At 70.7% G+C, this 19,282-nt stretch carries 18 protein-coding genes; 7 read left to right on the forward strand and 11 right to left on the reverse strand.

The genetic code is table 11. The features are described 5' to 3' along the window. Nucleotides 1-15 precede the first annotated feature (15 nt). Both IEY55_RS05580 and IEY55_RS05585 read right to left on the reverse strand, forming a co-directional pair. The gene (locus tag IEY55_RS05580) at nucleotides 16-3,255 is read right to left on the reverse strand and encodes an ATP-dependent helicase (RefSeq protein ID WP_229686101.1); all 3,240 of its coding nucleotides are present in this window, start codon (nucleotides 3,253-3,255) and stop codon (nucleotides 16-18) included. Between the two features lie 110 nt (nucleotides 3,256-3,365). Further along, nucleotides 3,366-6,599: an ATP-dependent helicase gene (locus tag IEY55_RS05585; RefSeq protein WP_189054849.1), complete on the reverse strand. Its 3,234-nt coding sequence runs from the start codon at nucleotides 6,597-6,599 to the stop codon at nucleotides 3,366-3,368. Nucleotides 6,600-6,805: 206 nt separating this feature from the next. On the opposite strand from IEY55_RS05585, the gene IEY55_RS05590 reads away from it, so the two are divergent. From IEY55_RS05590 to IEY55_RS32500, 4 genes are all read left to right on the forward strand, one after another. Beyond that, complete coding sequence (locus IEY55_RS05590; RefSeq protein WP_229686079.1) at nucleotides 6,806-7,600, forward strand: alpha/beta fold hydrolase; 795 nt, start codon at nucleotides 6,806-6,808, stop codon at nucleotides 7,598-7,600. 87 nt (nucleotides 7,601-7,687) lie between these two features. Beyond that, on the forward strand, nucleotides 7,688-8,473 hold the full coding sequence (locus tag IEY55_RS05595; protein ID WP_189054627.1) for an alpha/beta fold hydrolase: 786 nt from the start codon (nucleotides 7,688-7,690) through the stop codon (nucleotides 8,471-8,473). A 22-nt stretch (nucleotides 8,474-8,495) separates the two neighbouring features. Beyond that, nucleotides 8,496-8,822, forward strand: a complete 327-nt coding sequence (locus tag IEY55_RS05600; RefSeq protein ID WP_189054629.1) for an MGMT family protein — start codon at nucleotides 8,496-8,498, stop codon at nucleotides 8,820-8,822. A gap of 111 nt (nucleotides 8,823-8,933) precedes the next feature. Next, nucleotides 8,934-9,056, forward strand: a complete 123-nt coding sequence (locus IEY55_RS32500; protein WP_268239279.1) for a hypothetical protein — start codon at nucleotides 8,934-8,936, stop codon at nucleotides 9,054-9,056. Nucleotides 9,057-9,062: 6 nt separating this feature from the next. Here IEY55_RS32500 and IEY55_RS05605 read toward each other — a convergent pair whose 3' ends face one another. Together IEY55_RS05605 and IEY55_RS05610 are read right to left on the reverse strand one after the other, a co-directional pair. Beyond that, nucleotides 9,063-9,758: a PIG-L deacetylase family protein gene (locus IEY55_RS05605; RefSeq protein WP_189054631.1), complete on the reverse strand. Its 696-nt coding sequence runs from the start codon at nucleotides 9,756-9,758 to the stop codon at nucleotides 9,063-9,065. Between the two features lie 29 nt (nucleotides 9,759-9,787). Further along, complete coding sequence (locus IEY55_RS05610; protein WP_189054633.1) at nucleotides 9,788-10,120, reverse strand: hypothetical protein; 333 nt, start codon at nucleotides 10,118-10,120, stop codon at nucleotides 9,788-9,790. Between the two features lie 151 nt (nucleotides 10,121-10,271). Between IEY55_RS05610 and IEY55_RS05615 the strand changes: the two genes are divergently transcribed. Beyond that, on the forward strand, nucleotides 10,272-11,141 hold the full coding sequence (locus tag IEY55_RS05615; protein ID WP_189054635.1) for a helix-turn-helix domain-containing protein: 870 nt from the start codon (nucleotides 10,272-10,274) through the stop codon (nucleotides 11,139-11,141). Between the two features lie 8 nt (nucleotides 11,142-11,149). After that, nucleotides 11,150-11,482, forward strand: a complete 333-nt coding sequence (locus IEY55_RS05620; protein ID WP_189054637.1) for a DUF397 domain-containing protein — start codon at nucleotides 11,150-11,152, stop codon at nucleotides 11,480-11,482. A 3-nt stretch (nucleotides 11,483-11,485) separates the two neighbouring features. Here the strand turns inward: IEY55_RS05620 and IEY55_RS05625 are convergent, their stop codons facing one another. Further along, complete coding sequence (locus IEY55_RS05625) at nucleotides 11,486-12,205, reverse strand: pirin family protein (protein WP_308424724.1); 720 nt, start codon at nucleotides 12,203-12,205, stop codon at nucleotides 11,486-11,488. Next, nucleotides 12,202-12,399 (reverse strand): hypothetical protein, encoded by a 198-nt coding sequence (locus IEY55_RS32735; protein WP_308424725.1) that lies wholly within the window; start codon nucleotides 12,397-12,399, stop codon nucleotides 12,202-12,204. Before IEY55_RS32735 ends, IEY55_RS05625 begins: the two co-directional genes overlap by 4 nt. Nucleotides 12,400-12,592: 193 nt before the next feature. Between IEY55_RS32735 and IEY55_RS05630 the strand changes: the two genes are divergently transcribed. Further along, complete coding sequence (locus tag IEY55_RS05630) at nucleotides 12,593-12,778, forward strand: hypothetical protein (protein ID WP_189054639.1); 186 nt, start codon at nucleotides 12,593-12,595, stop codon at nucleotides 12,776-12,778. A 27-nt stretch (nucleotides 12,779-12,805) separates the two neighbouring features. Here IEY55_RS05630 and IEY55_RS05635 read toward each other — a convergent pair whose 3' ends face one another. From IEY55_RS05635 to IEY55_RS05655, 5 genes are all read right to left on the reverse strand, one after another. Beyond that, entirely contained in the window at nucleotides 12,806-13,489 is a 684-nt protein-coding gene (locus IEY55_RS05635; protein ID WP_189054641.1) for a sirohydrochlorin chelatase, read from the reverse strand. Next, nucleotides 13,486-14,658: a uroporphyrinogen-III synthase gene (locus IEY55_RS05640; RefSeq protein ID WP_189054643.1), complete on the reverse strand. Its 1,173-nt coding sequence runs from the start codon at nucleotides 14,656-14,658 to the stop codon at nucleotides 13,486-13,488. The genes IEY55_RS05635 and IEY55_RS05640 overlap by 4 nt, the downstream gene beginning before the upstream one ends. Continuing rightward, complete coding sequence (nirD, locus tag IEY55_RS05645; protein WP_189054645.1) at nucleotides 14,655-15,002, reverse strand: nitrite reductase small subunit NirD; 348 nt, start codon at nucleotides 15,000-15,002, stop codon at nucleotides 14,655-14,657. Before nirD ends, IEY55_RS05640 begins: the two co-directional genes overlap by 4 nt. After that, a complete protein-coding gene (nirB, locus tag IEY55_RS05650; RefSeq protein ID WP_189054647.1) occupies nucleotides 14,999-17,524 on the reverse strand; it encodes a nitrite reductase large subunit NirB in 2,526 nt (841 codons plus the stop codon). The genes nirD and nirB overlap by 4 nt, the downstream gene beginning before the upstream one ends. 140 nt (nucleotides 17,525-17,664) lie before the next feature. After that, complete coding sequence (locus tag IEY55_RS05655; protein WP_189054649.1) at nucleotides 17,665-19,080, reverse strand: MFS transporter; 1,416 nt, start codon at nucleotides 19,078-19,080, stop codon at nucleotides 17,665-17,667. Nucleotides 19,081-19,282 lie beyond the last annotated feature (202 nt).

A 19,282-nucleotide genomic window follows, 5' to 3' on the forward strand; every position in this document is an offset into this window, starting at 1 on the left:
TCGACGCGACGCGGGCTAGATCTGCGGCACGGATCGCAGCAGCGTGCGTAGCCCGTCGGCGTCGAGGAGGTCGGCGGGGCGGAGCGTGCGGTTCTGGCGCACATAGTGGAACGCGGCGCGCACTTTCTCCAGTGGGGAACCGGAAAGTGCCGTCCAGGCCAACCGGTACGCGGCGAGCTGGACGGCAACCGCGGGCAGACGCTCGGCATCGGGAACCGCGCCGGTCTTCCAGTCCACCACCGTCCATCCCCCGTCGGGGTCGGCGAAAACCGCGTCCATCCGGCCGCGCACGGCGATGCCGTCGATCTCGGTTTCGAACGGCACCTCCACCTCGCGGGGCATGCGCTCGGCCCACGCGCTGGCCAGGAAGGCGTCCTGGAGCTGCTCGAGGTGCTCGTCGGGGGCGAAATCGGCGTCCGCGGCGCCGGGTAGCTCGTCGAGGTCGAGCAGGCGGCCGGCGGAGAACCGCTGTTCCAGCCAGGTGTGGAAGGCGGTGCCGCGGCGGGCCAGCGGGTTCGGGGGAAACGGCAGCGGACGGCGCAGGCGGCGGGCGAGCGCGTCCGGGTCGGCGGCCAGTTCGACGAGCTGGCTCACCGAGAGCTGACCGGGCAGGGCGACGTGCTCGCGGCGGGTGGCGGCCGCCGCCCGTTCGGCGAGCAACACCTCGACGTCGCGTGCCCAGCCCTCGGGATCGTCGTCGATCTCGTCCAGGGAAAACAGTCCGTCCTCGGCGCCTTGGTCATCCACTGTGGACTTCCGGACGCTGATGACGGCAGCGCGCACCAGTTGCGCGCCCTCAGCCACGGCACCGCGCCGCCCGCCCAGTGGGTCGACCGGCCAGCGTTCGGTGCGGGTGTGTTCGGCCAGCGGGTTCTTCTCGTCCTCGCCGGGTTCTGCCGCCCACTCCTCGATCCGGCCCAGGCCGGGATGGGTGGTGAGCACCTCGTGCACCTCGCGCAGGAACGCGGAGGGACCACGCCGCTGGGTGTCCCCCCACCAGTGGCCGGACACGAGCAGGGTGTGCTCGGCGCGGGTGAGCGCGACGTAGAGCAGTCGTCGTTCCTCGGTGAGGCGACGTTCCTCGAAATCGTCTTCGTGTTGCTTGAGTGCGGCCTCGATTTCCCTGCGGTCTGCGCAGCTTTCCCACGACAGCGTGGGCAGGTCCGCGGCGTCGCCGCGGAGCGGAGCGGGCAGCTCGGTGACCGAACGCAGCCAGCTCGCGGACTTCTTCCGGCCGGGGAACACCTCGGCGACCAGGTGTGGGACGGCCACGATCCGCCACTCCAGGCCCTTGGCGGCGTGCACGGTGAGCACCTGGATGCGGTCCTGCGCGACCTCCACCTCACCGGGTTCCAGGCCGTCCTCGGCGCGTTCGGCGGCGCTGAGGTAGTCGAGCAGGCTCGGCAGGGTCGCGGCGGGGCTGGCGGCGGCAAAGTCGTTGACCACGTCGGCGAAGGCGTCCAGGTGCGCGCGACCGACCACGCCCGGGCGGGCGAGGGCCTCGATGTCCAGCAACAGGGTGCGTTCGACGTCGGCGACCAGCTCGGGAAGCGACTGGTCCAGCCGACGGCGCAGGGCGGCCAGCTCCCTGCCGAGGCGGCGGAGGCGGGCATAGCCGTCGGGCGCGTAGTTCTCCGCCGGGCCGGGGTCGTCGATCGCGTCGACCAGGCCGGCCCGCTCGGCATGCTCGCCGGGGACGGCGTCGGCTAGCCCGGCGAGCGGGTCGTCGTCCCCGGAAGCGTCGCGTGGCCGGCCGGCCAGCTCTCCGGCGCGCCGCCACAGCGCGGCGAGGTCGGCCGCGCCGAGCCGCCACCGCGACCCGGTCAACAGCCGGGCGGCCGCGGTCCCGGCGAGCGGGTCGACCAGCATCCGTAGCGCGCTGACCAGGTCGCGGACCTCGGGTTCGTCGAGCAGCCCGCCCAGGCCGACCACCTCGACGGGAAGCCCACGCCGCCGCAGGACGTCGGCGACATCGGCCATGTCGGCGCGGCGACGCACGAGCACGGCCGTGGTGGGTGGCTGTCCCGTCTCGTCCACTGTGGACATCCATCGGCTGGCGATACCGTCGGCCATCCACTCCAGTTCAGCGCGGATGTCGGTGAGCAGCGCACAGGTCACGTCGCCGGGTTCGGCGTCGTCGCGGGGCCGCAGCTCGTCGACGTCGAGGCCGGCGGTGCGCAGCGGCTCGGACACCACGTTGGCCAGGGTGAGCACTTCCGGCGGATTGCGAAAGCTGGTCAGCAGGCCGTATCTGGTGGCCGGCGCGCGGTCTTCTCCGTCGCGGCGGGGAAAGTCGGTGGCAAATCGTGGCAGGTTGGCGGCCGAGGCACCGCGCCACCCGTAGATGGCCTGCGCGGGGTCGCCGACAGCAGTAACCGGGATCTGTTGGCCTTTTCCGAAAAGCGCGCGGAGCAGGACGCGTTGCGCATGGCCGGTGTCCTGGTACTCGTCGAGCAGGACCGCGCCGTAACGGGACCGCTCCCCCGTCGTCACCTCCGGGTGCTCGTCGGCGAGTCGGGCGGCCAACGCCATCTGGTCGGCGAAGTCCATGGTGCCCTCGCGACGCTTACGCTGCGCGTAGGCGTCCAGCAGGGGCAGGAGGGCGACGCGGAGACGTTGCGTGGCAAGAACTTCCTGAAGCTGCTTGTTCAGTGTGGCTCGCTGCCCCTTCGCACGTGGGGCGTTCTCGATGGCCGCGCACAGCTCCTCGGCATGCTGGTGCAGCCGCCGAGGATCCACGAGGTGCTCGCCCATCTCGCCGGCCAGCGCGAGCAGGTAGCCGGTGACGGTGGCGGGAACCCGGTCGGTGTCCAGGTCCTCGGTCCAGGTGCTGACGACCCGGTGCGCGAGCTGCCAGGTGGCGGTCTCGGTGAGCACGCGGGCGCCGGGCTCGACGGGCAGCCGCAACCCGTGCTCGGCGACGAGCCGGCCGGCATAGGCGTGGTAGGTCAGAACGGTGGGTTCCCCGGCCAGCACCTGGGCGCGCAGTTCGCCGCTCGGGTCGACCCGGTCGGGTAGTGGGGAGCCGGCGAGCCGGCGCAGCCGGGCCCGTACCCGGTCGGCGAGCTGGCGGGCGGCCTTGCGGGTGAAGGTCAGGCCGAGGACCCGGTCCGGCGTGACGATGCGGTTGGCCACCAACCACACGACGCGTGCGGCCATCGTCTCGGTCTTGCCTGCGCCCGCGCCCGCAACCACCAGGGCCGGTTCGGCGGGCGCGGCGATCACCGCGGCCTGCTCCTCGGTCGGGGGTGGCAGGCCGAGCGCGGCCGCGAGTTGCCGCGGTGTGACAACGGGTTCGGGAAGTGCCGTACGCCGCGACGGCTCATCGCCCCAGAGTGTTCCCTCGGAACGGTGGTCGAGGACGGTCACGATCCCACCTGCCGTCCGGAGGGTTGCAGCGGGCAACACGTGCGCGCCGTGCAGCGCGGGCAGTCGGTGTTCTCGGTGGCGGTGTACTCCGGGCCGGTGCTGGCGACGGCAGCCGCGCGCAGGGCGTCCTTCCAGGCCCGGACCCGGTCCGGGTCGAGGGCGGGCTGCGTGCGCTCGGTCGCGCTGCCGTACCGGTCCGCGCGCGCCACGTAGAGCAGGCGGGCGCCGCCGGGTTCGGAAGGCAGGCCGAGGGACCGGTAGGCGCCGAGGGCGGCCGCGAGCTGATAGACGGCCAGCTGTGGGTTCTCCTCGGCGTCGGCCTTGGTGACCGGGTTCTTGCCGGTCTTGACGTCCACGACCACCGGACGGCCCTGCTTGTCCACCTCGAGCCTGTCGACACGGCCGCGGACCCGCACACGGCGCGTGTCGGTTGCGTCGTCTGCGTCGAGCGCGACCACGAGCTCGTGTTCGACGGCTACCTGGTTCAGCTCGTCCCTGGTGCGGTGCAGCCAGTTGCGGAAGGTGTCGAGCATGCGTTCCACCCGCTGCCGTTCCCGGCGGGAGAACCAGGGCGCACCGGCGTCGACCGCCGCCCACGCCTCGTCGAGCGCGCGGCGCACCTCGTCGGCGTCCGCTCCGCTGGCGACGGCCTGAACGAGCGCGTGCACGAGCGAGCCGGTGACGTTCGCCAGCTCGGCCGCGTCCTGTCCGCCGTGCCGTTCCACCAGCCACCGCAACGGGCATTTCGTCAGGGTTTCTACTGTGGACGGTGAGACCCGTACCGCCTCGTCATCTGTCCATAGTGGAGTATCGGTGGAGATGTCCGGCAGGCCGTACCAGGTGTCCGGGTGCGCACCCGGGACGCCGGCCGCGGCGAGCCGGGCGAGCTGACGCGCGGCGCGGCGGCGCCGGCCGGTCTCGGTGGCCGGGTCGCAGACGGCGCGCCGGAGTTCTCCCACCAGCTCGGACAGCACCAGACCTCGTTCCGGCCGGAACAGCGGGCGTACCGCGGTTTCCGGGTCGAGAGACTCGTCGTCCAGCTCGTCGAGGAACCGGGAGGGCTGCTCCTCCTCTCCGCGCACCGCGCTGACGAACAACGTGCGGCGGGCCCGACTGGCGGCCACCAGCAGCAGGCGGCGTTCCTCGGCGAGCAGCGGTGCGGTGGCCGACACCGCGCTGTCCTGCGGCACGCCGGAAAGCAGGTCGACCATGCGCTCCACGCCCAGCAGGGAGCCGCGCAACCGAAGGTCCGGCCAGGTGCCCTCCTGAACGCTCGGCACCGCCACGACCGTCCACTCCCGGCCGGCGGCGGCGTGCGCGGTGAGTACCGCGACGGCCTCGCCCTGGGGCGCGACCGGGGCGAGGGTGTCGCCCATGATCTGTTGGGACAGCAGGTGCTCGGCGAAGCTCTCCACGCCGGATCCGGGGAGGCGGTCGGTGTGGCGGGCGGCGGCGTCGAACAACGCGACGACGGCGTCCAGTTCGCGGTCGGCCTGCGCCCCCGCAGTGCCGCCACGGGCTGCCTGCGTTGCCCACCGCCTTTCCAGGCCGCTGGCCTGCCACACCGCCCACAGCACGTGCTCGGCGGTCGCGCCGTCGGCGATCTCCTGCTGGGCCAGGCGCAGCAGCCGGGCGAGCTGACGCGCGGCGCCGGCCTCGCCGTCTTCCAGAGCGGCGAGCTTCTCGTCGCTGGTGAGCGCCTCGACGAGCAGCTCACCGCTACCGCGATCGCCGCCGGCGGCCAGTTCCAGCCGGCGCAGCCCACGGCGGAGGCGGCGCAGTGCCAGGGGGTCGGCGCCACCGAGGGGCGACACGAGCAACGCCGCGGCGAGATCGGAGTCCAGTGTGGACGGACGGGCTGCCGCGCGGAGCAGCGCGAGGAACGGCCAGACCGCAGGCTGTTGGGCCAGGGGCAGCTCGTCGGCGGGCACCGCCACCGGCACACCGGCGGCCAGCAACGCGCGCCGCAGCACGGGAAGGGTGTTGGCGGTGGAGCGAACCAGCACGGCCATCTCCGACCAGGGCACGCCGTCGAGCAGGTGTGCGCGACGGAGCTGGTCGGCCACCCAGGTGGCCTCCTGGGCGGCCGAGGCGAGCAGACGGACCTGCACCTGGCCACCCAGCGCGGTCAGCTCGCCGGTCTCCCCGGCGGGTCCCACGAGGTCACGGTGCCCTCCGGCGCCGGGCAGGCGGGCGGCGAGCCGGCGCACCGCCGACCGCACGGCGGGCGCCATCCGGTGGTCGACGGTGAGGAGGACGGTGCGCTCGCCGGAGGGGTCGGCGCCGGTCAGCCCGCGCGGGTCGGCGCCGCGGAAGCCGAAGATCGCCTGATCCGGGTCGCCGGCGAGAACGAACTCGCTCGCCGACGACCCGAGCCGACGGATCAGGTGGTGCGCCAGGGGGTCGAGGTGCTGGGCGTCGTCGACGAGCAGGTGCCGGACCCGGGCACGTTCGGCGGCCAGCAGGTCCGGGTCGGTGTCCAGGGCGAGCAGCGCGGAGGCGATCAGCTCCGCGGCGTCCAGTGCCGGGCCGCCGCCGTGCGGGCCCTCGCCGCCGGCCGCGCCACGCAGCAGCGTGACCTGCTCGTAGACCTCGAAGAACTGGCCGGCCGCCACCCACTCGCCGCGGTCGTGCCGCTTACCCAGGTCGATGAGGTCGTCGGGGCCGAGGCCGCGCTCGGCGGCCCGCAGCAGCAGGTCCCGCAGCTCGGCGGCGAAGCCGGGCAGGGTGAGGGCGGGGCGCAGGTGCTCCGGCCAGTAGCCGGCGCCGGTCTCGGCGTCGCCGGCGAGCAGCTCGCGGACCACGGTGTCCTGTTCCGGGCCGGAGAGCAGCTTCGGCGGCGGGCTACCCTGCTGGACGGCCTGCAGCCGCAGCACGCCGAACGCGTAGGAGTGGACGGTGCGCACCAGGGGCTGGCGGATCGTGCGGAGTGGCGCGTCACTCCGGTCCACGTCGGTGAGCAGCGTGGTGATCCGGGCGCGCAGGGCCACGGCCGCCTTGCGGTTGGCCGTCAGGACGAGGACGTTCTCCGGGTCGGCGCCGCGACGCAGGATCCGGTCGGTGGCGACCTCGGCGAGCAACGTGGTCTTGCCCGTGCCCGGTCCACCGAGGACGCGCAGGAAGCCGCCGGGGTGCTCCAGCACCCGCCGGCCGGCCGCGTCCCACTCCGGCCGGGGCTGGGCCGGGGCGGGCCGACGTACCAGGAGGGGGGCTGGCACGGCGGGCGACATACCGCCGATGGAACCACGCCGCTCCGACATTCGGGCGCACCACCCGTCCGCGCGTCTCCGCCTGGTCACCGACTCGACCGGGTGACGTTAGCGAGTGAGTGACGGAGGCCGACGAACAGGTGCCGCGTGTCGTGAGAACGGTAGTTCTCGACAATGTCGTGTCGATTAATCCAATGGTGGATATGGCGGCTGGTAGAACGGCAGGCGTGAACGTGTCTCCACTCCATGTGCACCAGTTCGGCGAGGGCCGGCCGCTGCTCGCCCTCCACGGCATCACCGCGCACGGGGCCCGCTGGCGCCGGTTCGGCCCGGAGCACCTGCCCGGGTTCCGGGTGATCGGACCTGATCTCCGGGGCCACGGCCGGTCCACACACCTGCCGCCGTGGACCCTCGAACAGCACGCCGCCGACGTCCTGGGTGTCCTGGACGAACTCGGTCTCGATCGGATTCCGGTGATGGGCCACTCCTACGGCGGTGCGGTGGCGCTGTACCTCGCGCAGCTGGCTCCCGAACGCATCGAGCGGTTGCTTCTGCTGGACCACGCCATCGGGCTGTCCGCGGAGTGGATGAGCGAGTTCGCCGAGGGACAGCTGACGAAGCAGGTGTACTTCGCCGACCGGGCGGAGGCGCGCGCGTGGCTGCGTGACGACTGGCCCGGGGCGAGCGAGGAGGCCCTGGACGACGAGACCGCCGACCACCTCGCCCAGGATGAGGACGGGCGCTGGTACTGGCGCTACCACCGCACGGCCGTGATCACGGCATGCTCGGAGATGACGCGGCCGCACGTCGTGCCCCCGGCCGGGACGCGGACGCTCGTGGTGCAGGCCATGCAGGACGACTTCGTGCGACCGGAGTTCCTGACCGACGCCAAGGCCGTGCTCGGAGACGACCTCGTGGTGGCCGAGATCGATTGTGGCCACATGGTCTACATCAACGACCCAACCGAGACCGGCAGGCTGATGCGGGACTTCCTGACCGAGCAACTCGGTAGTTCGGGGTGAACGGGACATGATTCGCACCCAGATCGGAATCCCAGCTCCGCCGATATCCCATGGGTTGGCGGCGTGCACGGGTGATAGAACCACCGGGTGAACAGCAGCCCGCTCCACGTGCACCAGCACGGCGACGTCAGCGATCGACCGCTCGTCATCCTGCATGGGATCACCGGACATGGTGCGCGGTGGCGTCCGCGGGCCACGCATCTCGCCGGGTTCCGGGTGATCGCCCCGGACCTGCGTGGGCATGGCAGGTCGACGTACCAGCCGCCGTGGACGCTGGAGCAACACGCGGCCGATGTGCTCGGCGTACTCGACGCCTGCGGGCTGGAGCGGGCGCCGATCGTCGGGCACTCCTTCGGCGGGGCGGTGGCGCTGCACGTTGCGCGGACGGCACCGAAGCGGGTTGCCGGTCTGGTGCTGGTCGATCCCGCGATCGGTATGCCGCCCGACTTGATGGCCGCCGTGGCCGACGACGAGTTGGCGAAGGAGTACTTCTTCGCCCATCCCGAAGAGGCCAAGGCGTGGATGCGCAAGCAATGGACCGTGGTCGACGAACAGGCTGTGGAGCAGCAGGTCGCCGATCACCTCGTCCAGGACGATGCCGGACGCTGGCACTGGCGCTACCACCGGGGTGCGGTGCTCACCGCGTTTTCGGAGGTGGCTCGGCCGCAGGTCGTGCCGCCGGCCGGAACGGGGACACTCGTGGTGCGCCCGACCCGCGGCGGTATCGTGCCTCCCGCGTTCCTCGCCGGCTGCGAAGCTGCGCTCGGGGACGACTTCGTTGTGGCGGACATCGACTGCGGTCACACGGTGGCGTCGGAACGTCCCGCGGAGCTGGCCGTGTTGATCAAGGATTTTCTGGCGAGGACTTCCTAGCGGAACAGGCCAGGTGGATCACGTGGACGACGCCCTCATCGAGCGGGTTCGGGAGGTTGTGGCGAGCATCCCGGCCGGGCGGGTGCTCGCCTACGGCGACGTCGCGGAGCTGGCGGGCGCACCCTCACCGCGCCTGGTCGGGCGGATTCTCGCGGTGGACGGTCACGACGTTCCGTGGCACCGGGTGCTGCGCTCGGATGGCACCGTGGCTGCGCACCTGGCTACGGATCAGCTTGCTCGGCTCCGCGCGGAAGGCGTGCTGGCCGACGGCCAGCGGATCGACATGCGCCGCTACCGCTGGACGGACCCGTTCCCGGAGCCCGGGGACGACCAACCGGCGCTGTGGTGACACCGGCTCCGGCAGGTCACGTAGCAAGAGTTCGGCTAGCTGCAGGGGATCTTCGTCACCGACGCGCTCCGGTTCCTTACCCAGACGCCCAACGCAGCGCCGGCCGTGTACGTGACAAACACGGATGGCCGGCTCGGCTTCGACCTCATGTACCAGCGTGGCCCCAACACGGATGATCAGATGGCGCGGCTGGCCAAGGACATCGGGGCCGACCTGATCTCGATCGCTTCCTGATCCCGGTTAGTCCTGGGGGCGCCGGGGCTCGAGTTCGATGAGTTCGAAGGCGGCGGCATAGCGGGTGCCGAAGAGTTTTCCGGCGCGGCGGGCGTTGCTCACGACGTGCTGGATCGACCACAGCTCGCCGCCGAGCGCTTCGAGGTAGGCGCGGTGCTCGCGCAGCGCGGCAAGACCGGCTTCGAGAGTGTCGGTGACATCGACGGCGTGATCGATGTTGGTCGAGTCCGCCACGGCGACCCAACGCAGGTGAGGTAACGGGTTCTCGCGGATGGCTTGAAGTACGGCGTTTCCGGCGTTGCGGTGATCGGTGGAGTTGCTGCCGCCGAAGGCCCACTGCTCATGGTGGTTGAGGATCATGAGCAGCTCGGGGTCGCGTCGTTGGAGGGATTGGGTGATGTCGCGGCGGAGTTCGGGGGTGTTCTGGATGGCGAAATCGGGGTAGTGGAGGAACTCCAGGTCCTCGACGCCGACGTGTGGAGCGGCCGCGCGCTCTTCCCGCTCGCGCAGTGGGCCTGCCTGGTCGGGATGCATGCCCTGGATGCCGGCCTCACCGCTGGAGATGAAGACGTAGCTGACGGTCTTGCCCTGTGCGGTCCAGCGGGCCACGGCGGTGGCCGGGCCGTACTCCATGTCGTCTGGGTGCGCGAGCACGCAGACCGCGGTGGACCACTCCTCGGGCATGGGTTGAAGCCCCGACATTGCCGCAGCGTATCTGTGGTGACAAGAGGTCACGACTTCTGTGGGAGGGCCCGGGAGGCTGTCTCGGGGGCGACGCCGCACCAGTGGAACTGCACCTCGCACAGGCGGTGGGCCTTCTTGCGACCGGTGTCGTCGAGCCGCCACGCGGCGACGAGCCACCGGCCGGCAGGCGAGTGGATCTGGTTGAGGTACTCGCGGGCCACGGCGGCGGTGTAGTCGGCGGCTGGGTCGTAGTCGCGGGTCCGGCCGACGTAGAAGCCGTGGTCATCGAGGGTCAGACGGTGGGTGAGATGGCGGGCACCGCGCTTGACCTCGTAGAACTCGAGCAGATGCCACCACCGCCAGGTGGAAGGACCGGTCATCGCACACCTCCGGGTCGGGTTGCGAGCGAGACTGCTAGAAAGTTTTCTCTACAGCTAGAGAAAACTTTCTAGATCACCTGAAAGGGGTCGCAGCTGGCAAGTGCCAAGGTCGTAGGCTGCGTGCCGCAGTGATCAGAGCCTGGAGGTGCTAGTGCCGGAGAGCTTCAGCCCCACGGTCCGGCTCCGGAAGGTGGCCCGCACGCTGTGCCGCTGGCGGGACAGATCCGGTCTGAACGGCGACGAGGTGGTGGCGAAGCTGCGCTGGGCGCGCTCCAAGCTCAGCAAGATCGAGAATGCTCGGCAGAACATCGAGCCGGCCGATGTCATCGCCCTCGCCGTGATCTACGGCGTCGATGAAGCCGAGCGCGATGCGCTCGTGGAGACCGCAGCCACCGCCACCGACAAGGGCTGGTGGCAGAGCTATGGGGAGCTCGCCCCCTTCGAGGGGTTCGGCGACTACGTCGGGCTCGAGTCCGAAGCCGTGTTGGTCCGGAACTTTGAGATCGACCTGATCCCAGGTCTGCTTCAGACCGAGGAGTACGCCACGGCCATCGCGCAGGCGTGGGCACCGCGTGCCTCGGATGAGGAGATTCAGAAGCGCGTATCTCTTCGCCGCCAACGCCAAGCCCGGCTGGAGGGGGATCCCCCGCTGGCACTCCACGCGATCGTCACTGAGACGGCCCTCCAGGTACCGGCAGGCGCACCAGAGCTAAGGCGTCGCCAGCTTGAGCACGTCCTGGACCGAGCATCGCTCGATCACGTCTCCGTGCAGGTGCTCCCCATGTCATGCGGCCCCCACCCCTCGATGGGCATCCCGTTCGTCATCCTGAGCTTCCCGATCGACGCTGATCCCGACGTCGCATACATCGAACACCTAACCGGCGGCGTCTATGTGGAGCAAGGCTCGGAGGTAGACGCATATATCCTGAATTTTCGGGCGCTGCAAGAGATCGCTCTGGATCCCGAGGATTCCGCAGCGCTCATCCGCAAACTGATCAGTGGCCTGCCTATGCACACGTAGGAGTACCGATGCCCGTCTTAGACATCCGTCGAGCATGTTGGCGCAGGAGCACCAGGAGCGGAGGCGGCAACTGCGTCGAGGTCGCCTGGTTATGGCGGAAGAGCAGCCGTAGCGGCGACGCCAATGGCGGTGGCGGCGCCTGTGTCGAGGTAAGCCCCGCATGGCACAAGTCGTGCCGAAGCGGATCCAGCGGGGGAGCGTGCGTTGAAGCTGCTCCGCATGGTGGCCTCACCGCCGTCCGGGACTCCAAGAACCCCGACGGCCCCATCCTCTCCTTCTCCCCCGGCGCCTTCTCGTCCTTCCTCCATCACATCCGGGCTGGGCGGCTCGATCTTCATTGAGCCTCAGCCCAACTTCTCATCCGCCATCGTGTGGTGGGGTACGTGCTCGGCGGGGATCGTTCCGAGCCTTCCCGCCTGGTAGTCCTCGACCGCCTGGATGATCTCTGCGCGGGTGTTCATCACGAACGGCCCGTACCGCGCGATCGGTTCCCGGATCGGCAACCCGCCCAGCACAAGCACTTCCCAGCCCCGCGCATTCGCCTGCGGCTGCGTGTCCGCTGCCCGCAACGTCACCGCTTCTCCCCCACCGAACACCGCAAGCTCGTGCGCATCCAGCGGCCGCCCCTCCACACCAACGGTTCCGCGCCCGGACAACGCATACACCAGCGCGTTGAAGTCCCTCGGCCACGGCAGCGCGAGCCGCGCCCCAGGGCTGACCGTCGCATGCAGGTACGTGATCGGTGTCCAGGTCACACCCGGCCCCTGGTGTCCCGCCAAGTCCCCGGCGATCAACCGCACCAGGGCGCCACCATCATCACTCGACAGCAGCTTCACGTCCCGCGGCCCGATGTCCTGGTAGCGCGGCGGCGTCATCTTCATTTCCTTGGGCAGGTTCACCCAGAGCTGCACGCCGTGGAACAGGCCACCTTTCACCACCAGTTCCTGCGGTGGCATCTCGTTGTGCAGGATGCCGGCTCCCGCCGTCATCCACTGCGTCCCACCGTCCGTGATCACGCCACCGCCACCGATGGAGTCGGTGTGCTCCATCGCGCCATCGATCATGTACGTGACCGTAGCAGGAACGGGTCCGCCAACGACAGGTCCATGCCGGGGAACGGACGATGTACCAGGAAGCCCTCACCCTCGAAGTACTGGCGGGCCTGCACCACCTTGTGCACCGACCGCCACTCCGTTCCGGTGTCGGCCAGGCCGGGCAGGCGCGGCAGGGCGAGGGTGTCGGCGGTCACCGCGGGCATGGTTGCCTCCAGCGCTCCGGGGCCGTGCGGCTACGGCCCACTTGTCAGCGGACAACCTTATTGAAGGTTCAATTATTCCCGCGACGCGTGCCATGGTCGGGGTCACCGGGACCAGCTGGGCCGCCCAGCCGCCGCAGTCCACCGCGACGATGTCGGCCCCGCGGTCCTGCCGCGGGTTCGTGGCGGGCCCCGCGTGGAGGCGACCTGCTACAACGAGTCGGACGACCCGCTCTGGGCCCGCCTGGTGGTGCGCTGCAGTGCTGGGACCGTTGCCGTGACCCCGTGGACGCGAATACCCGCCCACGACTCCGCAACCTTGGGCGCCGAGCGCCCGAACGGAACCCCGGTCTCGATCAGCATCACCTTCCAGCAGGGCTGACGCTGGGACGTCCCTGTCGGCCCGGTGTCAGGCTGCCGCGGGGTAGCAGCGTGCGTCGAGGTAGCGGCGCACGACGAGATCAACGACGCGGGAGTGCGCGCCGAGCGGGTCGGCGACCGCGTCGGCCCGGGCACCGAGCAGTACCCGATGGAACACGCCGGGTGCGAGCAGCCACGAGGCGATCAGCACCCGGTCGTAGCGCTTCCGGGCGTCGGCCACCGCCTTACCCACCTCGGGCTCGACGGTCGTGACGAACGCCGTCCGCACCGCATCTCCGAGGCGGGCCGACAGCAGGGCCGCCGCCCGCCGCACGTCCGCCACCGCGCGCGGGTCGGCCGAGCCGGCCGCGGCCAGCACCACCCCGTCGCCCGGTCGCCATCCGGCCGCGAGCAGCCGCTCGTGCGCGGCCGCCACCAGCAGCGGGTGCGGGCCGAGGCCCGGCGTCACCAGCGCATCCGGTCGCGCACTCTCCGCGACCTGGTTCGGGACGTCGACCCGCACGTGGTAGCCGGCCGCCAGGAAGGCCGGGACAACCACCGCGGGCCCGTTGAGCTCGCGCAGCACCTCGCCGACCGTGGGCCTGGCCACGTCCGCATAGGCCACGCGCACCGGTACCGAGTTCAGCCGCTCGCGCACCGCGGCCGCGACCCGGCGGATCACCATTCCGCCCGCCGGGTTCCGGGAGCCGTGTGCCACCAGCACCAACGTCATTCGTCCATCCCCCGTCCCGTCGCCGTTTCCACCGCGAGCCGGTAGCCCCGCTTGACCACCGTCTGCACCAACCTGGGCTCACCCAGCGCCGACCGGAGCCGGCCGATCGCCGTCTCCACGGCGTGTACGTCGAAGTCGGCATCGCGCCCGGAGTTGCCACGCAGCGCCGCGAGCAGTGCGGTGCGGGGCGCGACCCGGCCAGCCTTTGCGGCCAGCACACGCAGCACGGCCATCGGTGCGGGCGCCACGGGACGCAGTTCACCGTCGATCACGGCTGCGTGTCCGCGCACCTCGAAGTCGTGTCCCGCAACGCGCAGTCGCGTCGCCCGCTCGGGCAGCAGCTCCACCACCTTGCGGGCGAGGGCACCGATGCGGCCGCGCTCCGGCCAGACCGTCGGAATTCCCGCGGCCTGCAGCGGTCCGGCGGTGACGGTGCCGACGCAGGCGGCGAGCACACCGGACCGGAACGCGGCGACGAGGCGCTGGTAGCGGTCGGTCTCCTCGGCGCGGGCAAGCATGTTGGCGGCGGCCGGTGCGCTGGTGAAGGTGACCGCGTCGACCTGGCCGAGCAGCGTGGCGTCGATCAGCCTGTCCAGCGGCCCCGGATCCTCCGGTCCCAGCCAGCGGTAGACGGGCACCTCCACGACGTCGGCGCCGGCGGCGCGCAACGGTTCGACGAACTCCGGCAGCGGTGCGCCGTGCAGCTGCACCGCGATCCTGCGGCCTGCCACTCCTCCGGTACCCATGAGGTGTTCCAGGACCTCAGAGGAACACTCCGAGTCGGGCGACCATGCTTCGACGAGTCCCGCGGCACGCACCGCGCCCTTGGCCTTCGGCCCGCGCGCGTACACGGTGGCGGTGGACAGCCGCTGGACGAGGGAACGTCCCACACCCCATCCCTCGGCCGCCTCCATCCAGCCGCGGAACCCGATGCCGGTGGTGGCGACGACGATGTCGACAGGCTCGGCGAGCACCGCGCGGGTGGCGGTGAGCAGGTCGGTGTCGTCGGCGAGCGGGATGATCCGGATCGCTGGCGCGTGCAGCACGCTGGCGCCGCGTCGTTCCAGTAGTGCCCCCAGCTCGTCGGCGCGACGCGCCGCGGTGACACCGACGGTGTAGCCGGTCAGTGGCTGCACCGCCGGAGTTGCCGTGCGGGTCGCGCCGGTCACCTGCCGGCCACCTCCACCATGCCGTCCGCGACGCGCACCGGGTAGGTGGGGATGCACGTCTCGGGGTTGTCGAGACACTGTCCGGTGCGCAGGTCGAACGCCTGCTTGTGCATGGGCGAGGCGACCATGGGTACGCCACCGCGGTCGCCGACGATCCCGCGCGCCAAGACCATCGCCTGGCTGAACGGGTCCAAATTGGACACCGCGTACGCCGTTCCGTCCGCCACGCGGAACAACGCGATCTGCGTGCCGTCGGGCAGCAGCGCCGCGACGCCGTTCTCCGGCTCCAGCGCGGCATACTGGCACACCGGTGTCCATGTCAGGTTCTCGGCTACAGCGGTCACTGCTTCACCTCCGCGACCTCGTTCGTCTGCCCGACCGTCGGCACGGGCAGCAGGACCGGCACCTTCTGTCCCCGCTCCTCGCGGAAGGAGATGCTCGGGTCGGGTATCCCGGGCGCGTTGACGAAGGAGGTGAAGCGGGACAGCTTCTCCGGGTCCTCCAACACACCGCGCCATTCGTCGCTGTAGTTAGCCACGTGCTCGGACATGGCTTCCTCCAACTCCGCGCAGATGCCGAGGCTGTCGTCGACGATCACCTCGCGCAGGTGGTCCAGGCCGCCTTCGAGCGACTCCAGCCAGGTCGACGTGCGCTGCAACCGGTCCGCGGTGCGGATGTAGAACATCAGGAACCGGTCGATGAGCCGGATGAGCGTTTCCTTCTCCACATCGGACACGAGCAGGTCGGCGTGGCGGGGCCGGAAGCCGCCGTTGCCGGCGACGTAGAGGTTCCAGCCCTCCTCCGTGGCGATCACGCCGAAGTCCTTGCCACGCGCCTCGGCGCACTCGCGTGCGCATCCCGACACCGCGGCCTTGATCTTGTGCGGTGAGCGCAGGCCGCGGTAGCGCAGTTCCAGTTCGATGGCCAGGCCCACCGAGTCCTGGACGCCGTAGCGGCACCAGGTGCTGCCCACGCAGGACTTCACGGTGCGCAGCGCCTTGCCGTAGGCGTGTCCGGACTCGAAGCCGGCGTCGACCAGCCGTCGCCAGATGTGGGGGAGCTGGTCGACGGTCGCACCGAACATGTCGATGCGCTGCGCGCCGGTGATCTTGGTGTAGAGCCCGAAGTCCCGAGCTACCTCGGCGATCACCAGCAGCTTCTCGGGGGTGATCTCGCCGCCCGGGACGCGCGGGATCACCGAGTAGGTTCCGTTGCGCTGCATGTTGGCCAGGAACCGGTCGTTGGTGTCCTGCAGTGTCGCCTGCTCGCCCTCCAGCACGTGCCCGGCGCCGAGCGAGGCGAGGATCGAGGCGACCGCGGGCTTGCAGATGTCGCAGCCGCGGCCCCGGCCGTGCTTCTCCACCAGTTCGCTGAAGGTGCGCACGCGGGTGGCGCGAATGATCTCGAAGAGTTCGGCGCGCGAGTACTCGAAGTGCTCGCAGATCGCCTTGGACTGCTCCACGCCGCAGGACGAGAGCAGCTGCTTGAGCATCGGCACGCAGGATCCGCACGTCGTGCCGGCCTTGGTGCAAGCCTTGATCCCGGCGACGTCGGTGCAGCCGCCCACCACGATCGCGTCCTTGATCGTGCCCTTGGTGACGGCGTTGCAGGAGCAGACCTGCCCCTCGTCGGGGAGGGCGTCCACGCCGATGCCGGTGCCGGCGCTGCCGGCGGGGGCGATCAGGGCGCCGGGATCGGTCGGCAGCGCCTGCCCGACCAGGGGGCGCAGCGTGGCGTAGGAGGTGGCGTCGCCGACGAGAATGCCGCCGAGCAGGGTGCCGGCGTCGTCGGAGATGACGAGCTTCTTGTAGCAGCCGGAGACCGGGTCGTTGTGCACGACCTCGAGCGCGCCCCCGGTGCTGGCGTGTGCGTCGCCGAAGCTGGCCACGTCGACGCCGAGCAGCTTGAGCTTGGTGGACATGTCGGCGCCGGGGAAGGTGGCGGTGCCGCCGAGCAGCTGGTCGGCGACCACCTCGGCCATGGCGTAGCCCGGCCCGACCAGGCCGTAGCAGCGGCCGTGCACCGCGGCGACCTCGCCGATGGCGTACACGTTGGGGTCGCAGGTACGGCAGGCGTCGTCCACCAGCACGCCACCGCGCTCCCCCACGTCGAGGCCGCAGGCGCGGGCCAGGTCGTCGCGGGGGCGCACGCCGGCGGAGAACACCACCATGCCCGTGGTCAGCTCGGTGTCGTCGGACAACACCACGCGTAGGCCGTCGGGCGCCTCGGCGATCTCCTTGGTGGAGACTCCACAGTGGACGCTGGGGCCGAGGTCCTCGACGAGCCGGCGGAGCAGTGCGCCGCCGCCCTCGTCCACCTGCAGCGGCATCAGCCGCGGTGCCATCTCGACGATGTGCGTGTCCAGGCCGAGCTGACGGAGGACGTTCGCGGCTTCCAGCCCCAGCAGGCCGCCGCCGACGACCACACCGACGCCGCCGCCCTCGGCCGCGGCGCGGATGTCGTCGAGATCTTCCACCGTGCGGTAGGTGAAGCAGCCGGGCAGCTCGTGGCCGGGCACGGGAGGCACGAACGGGCGTGACCCGGTGGCCAGCACCAGCGCGTCGTAGCCGCGGACCAGGCCGCTGGCCGTGGTGACGGTGCGTGCGTCGCGGTCCACCGCGACCACCGGGTCGCCCAGGTGCAGCTCGACCAGGTCATCGCCGGCATGGTCGGCGTTCTCCAGGGCGAGCTTCCCGGCGTCCCAGTGGTCGACGTAGGAGGAGAGCGCGACACGATCGTAGGCCGGCCGCGGTTCTTCGGCGAGGACCACGACCCGCCAGGTCCCCGCGGTGTCCCGGTCGCGCAGCGCCTGCACGAGCCGGTGTCCCACCATGCCGTGTCCGACGACGACGAGTGTGCGCGTCATCCACTTCCCTCCCTTGCTCAGTCCGAATGCTGCGTTGCCGGCGTGTCACCGCCTTCACCTCGGTGTGACAGCGGTGTTACGACCTCCGCACCCGCTGTCCGGGTGATGCGTGCGTCGGCCGTTCGGCCGTGTCCGGTGGGTCACACCTGGGCGTGGGCGAGGCTCGGCACGCGCGCGACCAGAACCCGACGCCGCAGGTAGAACCACCAGGTCACGCCGATGCTGACCAGGTAGACCGCGAGGAACGCCCACAGTGCGGGCGCGATCGTTCCCAGGTTCACGTGCGAGATGCGGAACACCTGGTTGATGAGGAACCCACCGAACGCCCCGATGGCGCCCGCGATCCCGATGACGGCGGCCGAGTGCCGCTTGGCGACCGGCACCACGCTGTCCGGGTCGCGGCCCTCCTCCAGTGCTCGCGCGCGGGCCTGGGCGCCGAAGATGGCCGGAATCATGCGGTAGGTGGAGCCGTTGCCGACGCCGGACATCACGAACAGCCACAGGAAGGAGCCGAGGAACACCGGGAACGAGTGCGTGTCCAGGCCCACCAGGACACCGACCGCGCCGATGGCCATGCCGGCGAACGTCAGCAGGGTGACCCGACCACCCCCGAGCCGGTCCGACAGCCAACCGCCCAGCGGACGCGTGACAGAGCCGATCAGGGCGCCGGCAAAGGCGAGAAAGCCCAACTTCACCAGCAACGGGATGTTCACCAGCTCGGGGAAGTTGCTCTTGATGAGCAACGGCAGCGCGAACGAGTAGCCGATGAACGAGCCGAAGGTGCCGATGTAGAGGAACGACATCACCCAGGTGTGCTTGTTGGACAGCGCGGTGACGTAGGAGCGGCGGTCCGTCTTGGCGACGGTGAGGCTGTCCATGAAGAACCACGCGCACACGCCGGCGAGGATCACGAAGGGCATCCACATCATGCCGGCGTACGCCAGGTGCACCCCGCCGCCGATGGAGATGACCAGTGGCACCAGGAGCTGGGTGACGGCGACGCCGATGTTGCCACCGGCCGCGTTGAGGCCGAGCGCGAAACCCTTCTTCCCTTCGGGGAAGAAGAAGGAGATGTTGGCCATCGACGAGGAGAAGTTGCCGCCGCCAAGGCCGGCGGTGGCCGCCGCCAGCAGGAAGAACCAGTACGGGGTGCTGGTGTCCTGGACGGCGACGATCAGCAGCAGGCACGGAATCAACAGCAGGCTGGCACTGATGGTGGTCCACGCCCGGCCGCCGAACCGCGGCACCGCGAAGGTGTAGGGGATGCGCAACGCCGAGCCGACCAGGTTCGGCAGGGAGATCAACCAGAACAGCTGGTCGGCGCTGAAGTCGAAGCCGGCCGGGTTCAGGCTGACCACGACCATGCTCCACAGGATCCAGACGTTGAATCCCAGGTGCTCGGCAAGGACCGAGAAGAACAGGTTGCGGTGGGCGACGCGGCGGCCGGTGCGCTGCCAGAACTCGGGGTCCTCGGGTCGCCAGTCGTCGATCCAGCGGCCACGCCGGGCCGCTGGCGCGGTTGCCGGAGTCGGGTCCAACTCGAGCGTGCTGCTCATCGATGACCTCCGGGGACTACAGGGGAACTGGGGCGAAACGGTAGGGAGGGCGCATTACCCGGGAGTGCCGTCGCGTGACGTGGGCGGGAACTCCTGCTCACCTGGTCGGCCGCCCACCGTGAGAACGAGCCTTGCTGGCCGAAGCGGGGTCGTATCCGCGCCCGAACGCGACGCTCGCCTGCCGCCTGACGGGCGACAGATG

The sequence above is a fragment of the Longimycelium tulufanense genome (assembly GCF_014645795.1).
Classification (GTDB): Bacteria; Actinomycetota; Actinomycetes; order Mycobacteriales; family Pseudonocardiaceae; genus Longimycelium; species Longimycelium tulufanense.